General features: G+C 62.6%; 15 protein-coding genes. 4 read left to right on the top strand and 11 right to left on the bottom strand.

What is annotated here, in order from left to right; translation table 11 throughout:
- Positions 1–113: 113 nt before the first annotated feature.
- Positions 114–872: a Nif3-like dinuclear metal center hexameric protein gene (locus tag R3355_RS13570; protein WP_318949399.1), complete on the bottom strand. Its 759-nt coding sequence runs from the start codon at positions 870–872 to the stop codon at positions 114–116.
- A 111-nt stretch (positions 873–983) separates the two neighbouring features.
- On the opposite strand from R3355_RS13570, the gene algW reads away from it, so the two are divergent.
- The 3 genes from algW to R3355_RS13555 all read left to right on the top strand — a co-directional run bounded on the left by algW (position 984) and on the right by R3355_RS13555 (position 5,049).
- Positions 984–2,126 carry a Do family serine endopeptidase AlgW gene (gene algW, locus R3355_RS13565; protein WP_318961643.1) on the top strand — a complete coding sequence of 381 codons (1,143 nt, stop codon included), beginning with the start codon at positions 984–986 and terminating at the stop codon, positions 2,124–2,126.
- Between the two features lie 85 nt (positions 2,127–2,211).
- Entirely contained in the window at positions 2,212–4,317 is a 2,106-nt protein-coding gene (locus R3355_RS13560; RefSeq protein ID WP_318961642.1) for a TonB-dependent siderophore receptor, read from the top strand.
- Positions 4,318–4,332: 15 nt separating this feature from the next.
- Positions 4,333–5,049 carry a DUF4198 domain-containing protein gene (locus R3355_RS13555; RefSeq protein ID WP_318961641.1) on the top strand — a complete coding sequence of 239 codons (717 nt, stop codon included), beginning with the start codon at positions 4,333–4,335 and terminating at the stop codon, positions 5,047–5,049.
- Between the two features lie 61 nt (positions 5,050–5,110).
- On the opposite strand, the gene hisC is transcribed toward R3355_RS13555, so the two are convergent.
- The 10 genes from hisC to R3355_RS13505 all read right to left on the bottom strand — a co-directional run bounded on the left by hisC (position 5,111) and on the right by R3355_RS13505 (position 13,102).
- On the bottom strand, positions 5,111–6,163 hold the full coding sequence (gene hisC, locus R3355_RS13550) for a histidinol-phosphate transaminase (protein WP_318961640.1): 1,053 nt from the start codon (positions 6,161–6,163) through the stop codon (positions 5,111–5,113).
- Between the two features lie 75 nt (positions 6,164–6,238).
- Positions 6,239–7,549 carry a histidinol dehydrogenase gene (gene hisD / locus R3355_RS13545; RefSeq protein ID WP_318961639.1) on the bottom strand — a complete coding sequence of 437 codons (1,311 nt, stop codon included), beginning with the start codon at positions 7,547–7,549 and terminating at the stop codon, positions 6,239–6,241.
- A gap of 171 nt (positions 7,550–7,720) precedes the next feature.
- Positions 7,721–8,356 carry an ATP phosphoribosyltransferase gene (gene hisG / locus R3355_RS13540; RefSeq protein ID WP_318949150.1) on the bottom strand — a complete coding sequence of 212 codons (636 nt, stop codon included), beginning with the start codon at positions 8,354–8,356 and terminating at the stop codon, positions 7,721–7,723.
- A gap of 78 nt (positions 8,357–8,434) precedes the next feature.
- The gene (murA, locus tag R3355_RS13535; protein WP_318949151.1) at positions 8,435–9,700 is read right to left on the bottom strand and encodes a UDP-N-acetylglucosamine 1-carboxyvinyltransferase; all 1,266 of its coding nucleotides are present in this window, start codon (positions 9,698–9,700) and stop codon (positions 8,435–8,437) included.
- Between the two features lie 12 nt (positions 9,701–9,712).
- A complete protein-coding gene (locus tag R3355_RS13530) occupies positions 9,713–9,952 on the bottom strand; it encodes a BolA family protein (protein ID WP_318949152.1) in 240 nt (79 codons plus the stop codon).
- 121 nt (positions 9,953–10,073) lie between these two features.
- Positions 10,074–10,382: an STAS domain-containing protein gene (locus R3355_RS13525; RefSeq protein ID WP_318961638.1), complete on the bottom strand. Its 309-nt coding sequence runs from the start codon at positions 10,380–10,382 to the stop codon at positions 10,074–10,076.
- A complete protein-coding gene (locus R3355_RS13520) occupies positions 10,379–11,011 on the bottom strand; it encodes an ABC transporter substrate-binding protein (RefSeq protein WP_318949171.1) in 633 nt (210 codons plus the stop codon). The genes R3355_RS13525 and R3355_RS13520 overlap by 4 nt, the downstream gene beginning before the upstream one ends.
- A 14-nt stretch (positions 11,012–11,025) precedes the next feature.
- Entirely contained in the window at positions 11,026–11,496 is a 471-nt protein-coding gene (gene mlaD, locus R3355_RS13515) for an outer membrane lipid asymmetry maintenance protein MlaD (RefSeq protein ID WP_318949154.1), read from the bottom strand.
- Positions 11,496–12,293 carry a lipid asymmetry maintenance ABC transporter permease subunit MlaE gene (gene mlaE, locus R3355_RS13510; RefSeq protein ID WP_318961637.1) on the bottom strand — a complete coding sequence of 266 codons (798 nt, stop codon included), beginning with the start codon at positions 12,291–12,293 and terminating at the stop codon, positions 11,496–11,498. Before mlaE ends, mlaD begins: the two co-directional genes overlap by 1 nt.
- Positions 12,293–13,102 carry an ATP-binding cassette domain-containing protein gene (locus tag R3355_RS13505; protein ID WP_318961636.1) on the bottom strand — a complete coding sequence of 270 codons (810 nt, stop codon included), beginning with the start codon at positions 13,100–13,102 and terminating at the stop codon, positions 12,293–12,295. The genes mlaE and R3355_RS13505 overlap by 1 nt, the downstream gene beginning before the upstream one ends.
- A 283-nt stretch (positions 13,103–13,385) precedes the next feature.
- Between R3355_RS13505 and R3355_RS13500 the strand changes: the two genes are divergently transcribed.
- Positions 13,386–14,360, top strand: coding sequence for a KpsF/GutQ family sugar-phosphate isomerase (locus R3355_RS13500; RefSeq protein ID WP_318961635.1), 975 nt, complete (start codon positions 13,386–13,388; stop codon positions 14,358–14,360).
- Positions 14,361–14,363 lie beyond the last annotated feature (3 nt).

The following is a 14,363-nucleotide window of genomic DNA, read 5'->3' as shown; positions in this document are numbered from 1 at the left end:
CGGCGGGCCGTGGACGATGGCGCACTCTAGCACAGCGCCAGCTTCTAATCAGGAGGCTAACTAGATCGAAACGATCTAGCTTTATACCCACTGAATCGGCCAGACACGCGGCATCAGATTGGATTGGGACAGTCGATAAACAGGTGCTCGATGGCGAACCGGCGCGCCAGGTAATCGCCCAGCGCCTGCACGCCATAACGCTCGGTGGCGTGGTGGCCAGCGGCGATAAAACTGATGCCGTTCTCCCGCGCACTGTGAAAGGTCTGCTCGGACGCCTCGCCGGTCAGATAGAGGTCCACGCCGGCAGCGATGGCCTGGTCGATATAACCCTGACCGCCCCCGGTGCACCAGCCGATCCGGCGGACCAGCTCCGGGCCTTCGACCAACAAGGGCTCACGGCCGAGTACGTCCTGCACCTGCCGGGCAAAATCGCGCGGACTCATTGGCTCGCGCAAAGAACCCAGCAAACCGACGGTACGCGGATCGTCCGGGTCGAGTGGCCCTTCGACGGTAATATCCAGCTGGGCAGCCAACTGCACGTTGTTGCCAACCTCCGGGTGCAGGTCGAGCGGCAGGTGGTAGGCCAGCAGGCTGATATCGTTGCTCAACAGGGTTTTCAAGCGACGCTGCTTCATCCCGGTGATGCTCGGATTTTCCCCCTTCCAGAAATAGCCGTGGTGCACCAGCAGCACATCGGCCTCAGCCGCGACCGCGGCATCCACCAACGCCTGGCTGGCGGTTACACCACTGACGATACGCCGCACCTGGGGCCGCCCTTCGACTTGCAAACCATTCGGACAGTAGTCGCTGATGCGAGCGGCATTCAGGTAGCGCTGCGCTTCTTCCACCAGGGTGGTCAAGGCAATAGCCATATGGATTCCTCACCTGCTGTTACAGGCCGCTGCCTTATTGGCAATCGCCCCTCTATAATGGCGCACCTTAAGGGGCGCACCAGCCCCCCCGCAACCCTCAGGATTTCATCGATGTTCAAGGCCCTGCGTTTTTTTGGCTGGCCACTGCTGGTTGGTGTGCTGCTGGCACTGCTGATCATTCAGTACTACCCACAATGGGTCGGCCTGCCGACCCAGGATGTGCAGCTGCGCCAGGCCCCCATCTATAGCCGTATGCAGGAAGGCCCGGTGTCCTATGCCGACGCGGTGAGCACTGCCTCGCCAGCGGTGGCCAATCTCTATACCACCAAGTTCATCAACAAACCGACTCACCCCATGTTCGAGGATGAGCAGTTCCGCAAGTTCTTCGGCGACAACCTGCCGCGCCAACGGCGCATGGAATCCAGCCTGGGTTCGGCGGTGATCATGAGCCCGGAAGGCTATCTGCTGACCAACAACCATGTGGTCGCTGGCGCCGACCAGATAGCGGTGGCCTTGAGGGACGGCCGCGAAACCCTGGCCCGGGTCATCGGCAGCGACCCGGAAACCGACCTGGCGGTGCTGAAAATCGACCTGACCGACCTGCCCTCAATCACCCTTGGGCGCTCGGACAATATCAAGATCGGCGACGTCACCCTGGCCATCGGCAACCCCTTCGGCGTCGGCCAGACCGTGACCATGGGCATTATCAGCGCCACCGGGCGCAACCAGTTGGGCCTCAACACCTACGAAGATTTCATCCAGACCGACGCGGCGATCAACCCCGGCAACTCCGGCGGAGCACTGGTCGATGCCCACGGCAACCTGGTCGGCATCAACACCGCGATCTTCTCCAAGTCCGGCGGCTCGCAAGGCATCGGTTTCGCCATCCCGGTGAAACTGGCCCTGGAGGTAATGCAGGCGATCATCGAGCAGGGCCAGGTGATTCGCGGCTGGCTGGGCATCGAAGTGCAACCGCTGACCCCGGAACTGGCGGAATCCTTCGGCCTGGAGGGACGCCCTGGCATCGTCGTCGCCGGCATCTACCGCGATGGCCCGGCGCAGAAGGCCGGCCTGCAACCCGGCGATCTGATCCTCAATATCGACGGCGAAGCGGCCGGCGACGGCCGCCGCTCGATGAACCAGGTGGCCCGCACCAAGCCCGGCGAAAAGATCCGCATCGAGATCATGCGTAACGGCAAACTACAGGAACTGAGCGCCGAAATAGGCGTCCGCCCACCCGCGAACGGAGGCTGATAGCCTCCGCTCACAGGTAAGCGCTAACTCTTCTCGCGATTAATGTTATGTTATTACATAAACCAATCAACAAAGAGAAGCTCGCTTGCGCCCGCCCTTCGCCCTACTCGTCAGTCTACCGCTCGGCCTGCTCGGTCCTGCTGTCTCCGCCGCACCGCCCTCCACCCCCGCCCAACTGAGCGACAGCATCATCAGCGCCAGCCCGGAACGGGCCGATGGCCCGGTACAGGGTTATCGCGCCACCCGCTCGGCCAGTGCCACCAAGACCGACACGCCGCTCAGCGACATCCCCCAGGCCATCAGCGTGATTCCCAGCGCCGTACTGGACGACCTCGGCAGCCACAACGTCGAGCGCGCCCTGGACTTTGCCGGCGGCGTGTCCAGGCAAAACAATTTCGGCGGCCTGACCCTCTACGAATACAGCGTGCGCGGCTTCACCACGTCCGAGTTCTACAAGGACGGCTTCAGCGCCAACCGCGGCTACCCGAGCACGCCGGACGCGGCCAATATCGAACGCATCGAGGTGCTCAAGGGTCCAGCCGCCAGCCTCTACGGCCGCGGCGATCCTGGTGGCACGGTGAATATCGTCACCAAGAAACCCCAGGCCGATACCTTCACCCGCCTGCAAGCCAGCGCCGGCAGCTGGGATCGCTACCGCACCAGCCTGGATATAAACAGCCCACTGGACGAACAAGGCGATCTGCTGGCGCGCCTCAACCTGGCCGTCGAAGACAACCACAGCTTCCGCGACCACGTCGACAGCGAGCGCCTGTTCGCCGCACCCTCGCTCAGCTGGCAGCTCAGCCCCGACACCCGCCTGCAGTTGGAGGCCGAGGTGGTGCGCCACCGCTCGGTGTTCGACCGCGGCGTGGTCGCGCCGAACGACCGGCTGGGCAGTGTGTCGCGCTCGACCTTTCTCGGCGAGCCGAGCGACGGCGCTATCGAGAACGACAACAACCTGATCCAGTCCAGCCTCGAGCACTATCTCAACGACCAGTGGCAGCTGCGCCTGGCCAGCCATTTCAAGGAAGGCGAGCTGGCCGGCAATGCCTCGGAAAACCAGGCGCTGGCCACCGATGACCGCACCCTGACGCGACGCTTTCGCGAGCGTGAAACCTCCTGGCACGACAACATCAGCCAGGTCGAACTGCGCGGCCAGGTGCAGTTCGCCGGCCTGCAACACCAGCTGCTGATTGGCGGCGAGTACGAGAACTACCGCAAGAACGAACGGGTCACCGAAATTCGCCCGCGCAGCAATATCGACATCTACGACCCTATCTATGGCCGGCCACGCCCCAATGGCACCCGTTCCGGCAGCGACAACCATGAGCAGGTGGAGAGCCAGGCGCTCAACCTGCAGGACCAGATCGTCTTCAGCGAACGCCTGCGCGGCCTGATCGGCGTACGGGTCGAGCACTTCGACCAGTCGATCGACAACCGGAGCAATGGTGCACGCAGCAAACAGAGCCACGATGCGATCACCCAGCGTGTCGGCCTGCTCTATCAACTAACGCCCGCGGTCGGCCTGTTCGCCAATGCCTCGACCTCGTTCAAACCGAACAACGGCCTGAACCGCAGCAGCCAAGCGTTCGACCCGGAACAAGGCATCGGTTACGAGACCGGCGTGAAACTGGACCTGTTGGACCACCGCCTCAGCGCCACCCTGGCCGCCTTCCACCTGACCAAGAAAAACGTGCTGAGCGCCGACCCGCTCGACCCAGGCTTTCAAACCACCGCCGGCGAGGCACGCAGCCAGGGCTTCGACCTGCAGGTCAGCGGCCAGCTGACGGATGCACTGCGGATGATTGGCGCCTTCGCCTTTATCGACGCCGAGGTGACCAAAGGCGACAAGTCGCTGCCGGCCGGCAGTCGTTTACTCGGCGTTGCCCGGCAAAGCGGCAGCCTGCTGGGCGTCTACGAGTTCCAGGACGGCTGGCTGCGCGGCGCGGATATTGGCGCAGCCTTCAACTATGTCGGTGACCGTTCCGGCCAGGCCGGCAGCGACTTCGAGCTGCCGGCCTACAGCACCCTCGACCTGCTCGCCCATTACCGGATCAGCGAGCGCATGAAACTCGGCGCCACCCTCAACAACCTGTTCGACGAGAAGTACTACGAACGCTCCTACAGCAGCCTCTGGGTCATGCCCGGAGAGCCACGCAACCTGAGTTTCAACCTGACTGTCGATCTCTGAACCAAGGAAACCACCATGAAAAAAGCGCTCCCCCTCCTCGCTGCTGCCCTGTTTATCGGCCAGGTCGATGCCCACGGTTTGTGGACCGAGCAACGCCGCGGCAATATCGAAACCATCTACGGCCACGGCGCCGAGGACAACGCCTTCAAGGCCGAGAAAATCAGCGGCGCCTGGGCCTACGACAGCCGCGGCAAGATGATCCCGGTAACGGTCAAACGCCTGGATGACCATGCCCGCCTGCAGCCGCTGAAGCCACCGGCCGTGGTTGCCGTGGCGCTGGATAACGGCCCCTGGTCGCTGACCCCGGACCAGCAGTGGATCAACCAGGGCCGCAGCAAGGTGCCCACCTCGACCAAATCCTTGCACACTTTCAAATACAGCCTGGCGATCTACCACCAAGGAGTCAGTCTGCCGGTGCTCGATCAGTTGAAGATGGTCATAGTGCCGGAGGCCGACCCGCTCGAAGTCGGCGTGGGCAAGCTGCTGCCGGTGCGCGTGCTGGTCGACGGCAAACCCGCTGCGGGCATCGAGCTGATCGGCGACTACCGTGGGGCGCCGCACCATATCAGCGGCAAGACCGACGCCCAGGGGCGTGCGCAAATCGAGGTGCGCAACCAAGGCCTGAATATCATTGCCGCCGAAGTCGACTTGCCGGTGGTCAACGATGCGGATATCGAAACCCGTGGCCTGTTCACTTCGCTGAGCTTTCTCGGCGAAGTCCACCACGAATAGCCTGCAGCGCACACATTAAAAAGCCGGAGCACACTGCCCCGGCTTTTTAATGTCCCGGCGCTTACAGGCTGCTCAAGGCATCCAGCAGCGCCTGATTCTGCTCCGGCGTACCGATGCTGATGCGCAGGAACTGGGCGATCCGCGCCTGTTTGAAGTGGCGCACTATCACCCCCTGCTCACGCAAGCCAGCCGCCAGGGTCGCCGCATCCTTGTGCGGGTGACGGGCGAAGACGAAGTTGGCAGCCGAGGGCAGCACCTCGAAGCCCAGCGCCTGCAGGCCAGCCACGGTGACTTCACGACTGTCGATGACCTGCCGACAGGTACGTTCGAAATAGGCGCGATCAGCGAAAGCGGCCGCGGCGCCGGCAATCGCCAGGCGGTCCAGCGGGTAGGAGTTGAAGCTGTTCTTGATCCGCTCCAGCGCCTCGATCAGGTCCGGGTGTCCCACTGCCAGACCGACGCGCAGGCCAGCAAGCGATCGCGATTTGGACAGGGTCTGGCTCACCAGCAGGTTCGGGTACTTGTCCACCAGTGCGATGGCGCTCTGGCCGCCGAAGTCGATATAGGCCTCATCCACCAGCACCACCGAATCCGGATTGGCCGTCAGCAGCTGCTCGATGGCGTCCAGCGCCAGCACGCAACCGGTCGGTGCATTGGGATTGGGGAAGACGATGCCGCCATTGGGCCGCGCGTAGTCCTCGACGCGGATCTTGAACTGCGGGTCCAGAGCGATCTGCTCCGAGGCGATGCCATAGAGACCGCAGTAGACCGGGTAGAAGCTGTAGCTGATATCCGGAAACAGCAGCGGCTTGTCGTGCTGGAACAGGCCGTGAAAGGCATGCGCCAGCACTTCGTCGGAGCCGTTGCCGACGAACACCTGATCGAGCCGCACGCCGTAGTAGTCGGCCACCGCCTGCTTCAGGCGCTCGCCATTCGGGTCCGGGTACAGGCGCAGGTCATCGTTCAGCTCGGCCTGCATCGCCGCAATCGCCTTGGGCGACGGGCCGTAAGGGTTTTCATTGGTGTTGAGCTTGACCAGCTTGGCCAGTTTCGGCTGCTCACCCGGCACGTAAGGCACCAGGTTCTTGACGAAGGGGCTCCAGAATTTGCTCATCTGCCCTTCTCTCCTCGAATTCGTTACGTTTGCGATGGGTTACGCCTACGGCTAACCTCGGCGGCACCACCCATCCTACGGTTTGATGCGGTACTCGGCGCTGCGCGCGTGGGCGGTCAGCGACTCACCGCGGGCCAATACACTGGCGCTCTTGCCCAGTTCGGAGGCGCCGGCAGCCGAGCAATGGATGATCGACGAGCGCTTCTGGAAGTCGTAGACCCCCAGCGGCGAGGAGTAGCGCGCGGTGCCGGAGGTCGGCAACACGTGGTTGGGGCCCGCGCAATAGTCGCCCAGGGCCTCGGCGGTGTAGCGCCCCATAAAGATCGCACCGGCGTGACGGATCAGCGGCAGGTACTGCTCGGGGTTTTCCACCGACAGCTCCAGATGTTCCGGGGCGATACGGTTGGCCACTTCGATGGCCTGGGCCATATCAGCGACCTGAATCAGCGCGCCGCGGGCTTCCAGGGAGGCGCGGATGATCTCGGCGCGCTCCATGGTCGGCAGCAACTTGGCGATGCTCTCGGCCACGCGGTCGAGGAAGGCGGCATCCGGGCTGAGCAGAATCGATTGCGCGTCCTCGTCGTGCTCGGCCTGGGAGAACAGATCCATGGCGATCCAGTCCGGGTCGGTCTGACCGTCACAGACCACCAGGATTTCCGAGGGCCCGGCGATCATGTCGATGCCGACCTTGCCGAACACGTGGCGCTTGGCGGTAGCCACATAGATGTTGCCGGGACCGACGATCTTGTCCACCGGCGGCACGCTCTCGGTGCCATAGGCCAGCGCCGCCACGGCCTGGGCACCGCCGATGGTGAACACCCGGTCGACCCCGGCGATGCAGGCGGCCGCCAGCACCAGTTCGTTGAGCTCGCCGCGCGGGGTCGGCACCACCATCACCACTTCCGGTACGCCGGCGACCTTGGCCGGAATCGCGTTCATCAGCACCGAGGACGGATAGGACGCCTTGCCGCCCGGCACATAGAGGCCGGCGCGGTCCAGCGGCGTGACCTTCTGCCCCAGCACCGTGCCGTCGGCCTCGGTGTAGGTCCAGGAATCCTGCACCTGCTTCTCGTGGTAGCTGCGCACCCGCTCGGCGGCAACTTCCAGCGCCTGGCGCTGTTCCGTGGTGATGCGGGTCAGGGCCAGCTCCAGACGCTCGCGCGGCAGGATCAGGTCGGCCATCGAGGCCACATCCAGGCCGTCGAACTGCTTGGTGAACTCGACCAACGCCGCATCGCCGCGCTCGCGCACGGCCTTGATGATCTCCAGCACACGATGGTTGACCGCATCGTCCGAGACACTTTCCCAGCTCAGCAGATGATCCAGATGCTGGGCAAAGTCCTGGTCAGCGGCGTCGAGTCGGCGGATGGCGATGGGAGCGGTCATAGCGGGCCTCATGATTGGCAAATGCTCGGGCGTCGCTAGGCTACCAAGCCCACCGCATGGACGCCCGAGATAATTGGCTATGACGCGGATAGGCGGCCGAAAATTGCTCCTGCATGTTCGGCATTTCCGCCGTCCTTGGCGGTCACGCGGCTAAATGCCGCATGGCAGGTATTAGCTGGGGTGTCGTGCCTCTACGGCTTCGCGCAGAGTCTCGATCAGCGCCTGGATGCGCGCATGCTGCATCTTCATCGACGCCTTGTTGACGATCAGCCGCGAACTGATGTGGGCGATCAGTTCCTGGGCTTCCAGGCCATTGGCGCGCAGGGTATTGCCGGTGTCGACCACGTCGATGATCTTGTCGGACAGGCCCACCAACGGACCCAGCTCCATCGAGCCATACAGCTTGATGATGTCGACCTGGCGACCCTGCTCGGCGTAGTAACGCTTGGCCACGTTGACGAACTTGGTGGCCACCCGCAGCCGGCCCTTGGGCTCGGGCGCGCCGACGGCACCGGCGGTCATCAGCTTGCACTTGGCGATACGCAGGTCCAGGGGCTCGTACAGGCCCTGGCCGCCATACTCCATCAGCACATCCTTGCCGGCCACGCCGAGATCGGCGGCGCCGTGCTCGACATAGGTCGGCACATCGGTGGCGCGCACGATCAGCAGGCGCACATCATCCAGGGTGGTGGGGATGATCAATTTGCGGCTCTTATCCGGATTCTCGGTCGGCACGATGCCTGCCGCAGCGAGCAGCGGCAGGGTGTCGTCGAGGATACGGCCCTTGGATAGCGCTATGGTCAGCATGAAGCAGGTTTCCTTTGGAACTGGACCAGACCAGCCCTTGCGAGCTGGTTGTTGGACATCGCTGCGTTCGGTACCACCCTAACCCGGTACGCGGCGGATCTTAGCGCCGAGCATCTGCAGTTTTTCCTCGATGCACTCGTAACCACGGTCGATGTGGTAGATGCGGTCGATCAGGGTATCGCCGTCGGCGACCAGGGCGGCGATGACCAGGCTGGCCGAGGCACGCAGGTCGGTGGCCATGACAGGCGCGCCCTTGAGCTTGTCGACACCGGTGACGATCGCGGTATTGCCCTCGACCAGGATCTGCGCGCCCATGCGGGTCATTTCATAGACGTGCATGAAACGGTTCTCGAACACGGTCTCGATCACCGTGCCGGTCCCTTCGGCAATCGCGTTGAGGGCGACGAACTGCGCCTGCATGTCGGTGGGGAACGCCGGGTAGGGCGCGGTACGCAGGTTCACGGCTTTCGGCCGCTTGCCTTTCATGTCCAGCTCGATCCAGTCGGCGCCGCTGGTGATTTCCGCACCGGCCTCCTGCAGCTTGGACAGCACCGCCTCCAGAGTCGTCGGATCGACATCCTTGAGCTTGACCCGCCCGCCCGTGGCAGCCGCGGCCACCAGGTAGGTGCCGGTTTCGATACGATCCGGCATCACGCTGAAGCGCGCGCCGCCGAGCCGCTCGACGCCATCGATAGTGATGGTATCGGTGCCGGCACCGGAAATCTTCGCGCCCATGGCGATCAGGCAGTTGGCCAGGTCGACCACTTCAGGCTCGCGCGCGGCGTTTTCCAGCACGCTGCGGCCTTTGGCCAGGGTCGCGGCCATCATGATGTTTTCGGTACCGGTCACGCTCACGGTATCGAAGAAGAAGTGCGCACCGCGCAGACCGCCCTCGGGCGCCTTGGCCTTGATATAGCCGGCTTCCACATCGATGATCGCGCCCATGGCTTCGAGGCCGCGGATGTGCAGGTCGACCGGCCGCGAGCCAATGGCGCAACCGCCGGGCAGGGCGACTTCGGCCTCACCGAAACGCGCGACCATCGGCCCGAGCACCAGGATCGAGGCGCGCATGGTCTTGACCAGCTCGTAGGGCGCGATCAGGGTCTTGATCGCCCGCGCGTCAACTTCGACGCTGAGCTTTTCGTCGATGATCGGCTCGATGCCCATGCGCCCGAACAGCTCGATCATGGTGGTGATGTCGTGCAGGTGCGGCAGGTTGCAGATGGTCACCGGCGCATCGCCCAGCAGGGTGGCGGCGAGAATCGGCAGAGCGGAGTTCTTCGCCCCGGAAATGCGGATCTCGCCATTCAGGCGCACACCGCCGGTAATAATCAGTTTGTCCATGACTCTCTCGATTTAGGAGCGCGCGGCCCAATCGGCACGGCTGAAGAATTTCATGCTCACCGCATGGATACTGCCATCGGCGATCCAGGGGTTCAGGTGAGCGTAGACCTGCTGTTGACGTTTGACCGGACTCAGGCCGGCCAACTCATCACTAATCAGATTCAGCTGAAAGTTACAGCCTTCGCCTTCAACTTCCACCTGGGTGTTCGGCAGTTCGGCCTCCAGGAGGCTCTTCACTTCTAAGGCCTGCATGCTCAACCTCGATCAACGCATTCATTAACGACAGCAGAGCCAAGGCTCGCGGCCGCGCATCATACAAAAAAAGCCACTCGCCTGCGAACCCCGCGCACCTCATACCGACCGGGAACCGGGCTCAGGCTTCCAGCGGCAGCACGTCCAGCAGCCCGGAGACGCTGGCGATCTCGCGCATATCCTCGGGCAGACTGCGCACCATCAGGCTCTTGCCTGCTGCCTGAGCATCGCGCATGAACGCCAGCAACAGCGACAGACCTACGCTACTTGACTTGTCCACGGCCGCACAGTCGATCACGCAGCTAGCCGCCTGACTGGCGGCAATCAACCGTCCGCCCTGCTCGCGCAAGAGCGGACCGCTGCGATAATCGAGCACGCCAGAGAGCCGCAACAGCCCCGACGACTGTTCGACGATAGCGGCCTCGCTCACGACTCACCCGTGGACTTACGGGCCTTGGCCACGGTATCGGCCCAGGTGTCGATGACCTTGTCCAGATCATTGCGGTTGTCCTGCATGGACTGGGCAAACTGATCGCGGAACAACTTGCCGACATTGATGCCGTTGATGATTAGGTTGCGCATCTTCCAGCTGTCGTCCTGGTTGACCATGGTGTAGGACAGCGGGTAGATGGTGCCATTGCCGTCCTTGATTTCCATGTTCACCGCAGCACGCTGCGGATTCTGCTTGCCGCTGGGGGGCAGCACGCGAATATCCTGATTGTTGTATTCGAGCAGGGCGTTGCCATAGAACTGCATCAGACTGCGCTTGAAGTTCTCCTGGAAACGCTGCATCTGCTCGGGCGTGGCCTGGCGCGAGTAACGCACGGTCATCACCCCACGGGAAATGCCGTCAACATCCACCACCGGACCGAGAATATCGTTCAGTGCGGCGTAAAAAGCCGACGGATCGTTACGGTATTGCTCTTTATTGACCTTCAGGTCTTCAAGCAGCGTGGTGGTGGTTTGCTGCACCACCTGATGGGCGCTCGGGGCAGCGACAGCCAGCAGCGGCAAGGCCGCCAGCAGTGCGAACAGGCTGTTACGCAGGGTCTTGAGCATGGAGGGGGCCCTCATTATCTGGTTTCGTCTTTATTGACCGAATTGAGCAGGAATTTACCGATCAGGTCTTCCAGCACCAGCGACGACTGAGTGTCATAGATGGTACCGCCATCGACGAGCACCTCTTCGTCACCGCCAACGCTGATGCCGATGTACTTCTCGCCGAGCAAACCGGCGGTCAGGATCGACGCAGTCGAATCGATGGGCAGGTTGTCCACACTGTCATCCAGCGAGAGGGTAACGCGACCGGTGTAGCTGTCGCGATCCAGATCGATTGCGGTCACTTTACCGATAGTCACTCCCGCCATGGTCACCCTGGCCCGTACGGTTAGACCAGCGATATTCTCAAAGTGCGCATAGACCTTGTACGTATCGCTGCTGCTGCCCACGGTCAGACCACTGACGCGCAACGCCAGCAGCAGCAGGGCCAATAACCCGGCCAACAGGAACAGGCCGACACCAATTTCCAGTGTGCGGTTTTGCATCAGAAGTCTCCAAACATCAAAGCGGTCAGAATAAAGTCCAGCCCCAACACGGCGAGCGAGGCATAAACCACTGTTTTAGTGGTGGCGCGACTGATGCCTTCCGAGGTCGGCTCACAGTCATAGCCCTGGAAAACGGCGATCCAGGTCACGACAAATCCGAAAACGATGCTCTTGATCACCCCGTTGAGCACGTCTTCACGAAACGAAACACTGTTCTGCATGTTGGCCCAGAACGACCCCTCGTAAACACCGAGCCAATCGATGGCGACCATCGCTCCACCCCAGATACCGACCACGCTGAAGATCAAGGCGAGCAACGGCATCGAGATGAAGCCTGCCCACAGGCGCGGCGCCACGATGTACTTGAGCGGATCGACGCCGATCATTTCCAGGCTGGACAATTGTTCGGTGGACTTCATGTTGCCGATTTCCGCGGTCAACGCGGAACCCGCGCGGCCGGCAAACAACAAGGCGGTGACCACAGGGCCGAGCTCGCGCAGCAAGGTCAGGGCGACCATCTGCCCGACCGCCTGCTCCGAACCGTAGTCAGACAGGATATTGAACCCCTGCAGCGACAAGACCATGCCGATAAAAACCCCCGAGACCACGATGATCGCCAGGGACATGACGCCTACCGAGTACAGCTGCTTGATCAGCAGCTGCAGCGGGTTGCCCGCAGAGTTCCGGCCGAACAGCGCACGCAGAAGAAACACCGTCGAGCGTCCAAGCGTGGCAACCGCATCGATGCCGGCACGACCGAGCAGACGGATCCGTTCGAGCGTAGATGTCTTGCGCATCAGCGCCCCCCCAATAAATCGTCGCGGTAGTCTGCCGCCGGAAAGTGAAACGGTACCGGCCCGTCGGGAATGCCCTTCATGAACTGGCGAACGCGCGGGTCATCCGAGTTCATCAGTTCGTCCGGCGTGCCCTGACCGAGCACCTTGGTATCCCCCACCAGGTAGATGTAGTCGGCGATGCTGGCAGTTTCCGCCAGGTCGTGGGACACCACGATGCTGGTAATACCCAAGGCATCGCTGAGCAAACGAATCAAACGCACCAGCACACCCATGGCAATCGGGTCCTGGCCAACGAAAGGCTCGTCGTACATCAATATCTGCGGATCGAGGGCAATCGCACGCGCCAGCGCCACGCGGCGCTTCATGCCACCGGACAGCTCATCCGGCATCAACTCGTACGCACCACGCAACCCCACTGCCTGCAACTTCATCAGGACAATGTCACGAATCATTTCGTCAGGCAGCCGGGTGTGCACCCGCAGCGGAAAGGCGACGTTCTCGAACACATCGAGATCGGTGAACAGGGCGCCGCTCTGGAAAAGCACGCCCATCTGCTTGCGCACATCGAACAGCTCGCTGCGCGAAAGGCCCGGCAGATTCTGCCCATTGACCCACACATCCCCCTTGCTCGGCCGGAGCTGCGCGCCGATCAGGCGCAACAGCGTGGTCTTGCCGCAGCCGGAAGGCCCCATGATGCCGGTAACCTTGCCGCGCGGGATGCGAATGTCTATGTCTTTGAAAATATCGCGGTCGCCGCGCTGAAAACTGAGATTTTTCAGCTCGACCGCATACTGTTGCTCGGCACTCATCTCGACTCCTTGGATGCAGCCTCCCTGACAGACGCCCGCCAGCGCAGCGAAGACACCGCAGCGGCCGGACCGGCCGAAAATCGCCGCGCACTATAACATTGCCGAATTAGCCTGCCCAAGCTCGATCATTTGCTTACAGAACGCCGACCACACGGCTGAACATTTACCGGCCCATGACCGCCCAAAGCACCCAAGCCCTGTCTGCGCACGATTCAAAGGTGAGCGGGCGAATCTTTCCCGCTATAATCGCCGCCTTTTACTCGACATGCCGATTAAAGACGCCATGAGCCAGTCCAACGAGCTGATCAAATCCGCACAACGCACCATCCGCCTGGAACTCGAGGCAATTGAAGAGCTGCTGCCGCGCATCGACAGCAACTTCGTTCGCGCCTGCGAACTCATCCTGGCCAGCAAGGGCCGTGTAGTGGTGGTTGGCATGGGCAAGTCCGGGCATGTCGGCAACAAGATTGCCGCCACCCTGGCCAGCACCGGCACCACCGCATTCTTCGTCCACCCGGCCGAAGCCAGCCATGGCGACATGGGCATGATCACCCGCGACGACGTGGTGCTGGCCCTGTCCAACTCGGGCTCGACGGCGGAAATCGTCACCCTGCTGCCGCTGATCAAGCGTCTTGGCATCACCCTGATCAGCATGACCGGCAACCCGGAGTCAACGCTGGCCAAGGCCGCCGAAGTCAACCTGGACGCCCGCGTCTCCCAGGAAGCCTGCCCTCTCAACCTGGCGCCGACCTCCTCCACCACCGCCTCCCTGGTCCTTGGCGATGCCCTGGCCATTGCCCTGCTGGAGGCCCGCGGCTTTACCGCCGAAGACTTTGCCTTCTCCCACCCGGGCGGCGCCCTGGGTCGACGCCTGCTGCTGAAAGTCGAGAACGTCATGCATGCCGGCGCCAGCCTGCCCTGCGTGCAGCGCGGTACCTCGCTGCGCGATGCCCTGCTGGAGATGACCCAGAAAGGCCTGGGCATGACCGTGGTCACCGAGACGGATGGCCGCCTGGCCGGGATCTTCACTGATGGCGACCTGCGCCGCACCCTGGATCGCGGTATCGATGTACGTCAGTCGAAGATCGATGACGTGATGACCGTGCATGGCAAGACTGCACGCGCGGAGATGCTCGCCGCCGAAGCCCTGAAGATCATGGAAGACCACAAGATCAGCGGCCTGGTGGTGGTCGACAGCGACGACCGCCCGGTCGGCGCCCTGAATATGCATGACCTGCTACGCGCCGGAGTAATGTGATGA

It is taken from the genome of Pseudomonas sp. (assembly GCF_033723075.1).
In the GTDB taxonomy this organism is placed as follows: domain Bacteria; phylum Pseudomonadota; class Gammaproteobacteria; order Pseudomonadales; family Pseudomonadaceae; genus Aquipseudomonas.
This window is presented reverse-complemented; position numbering and strand designations above follow the sequence as displayed.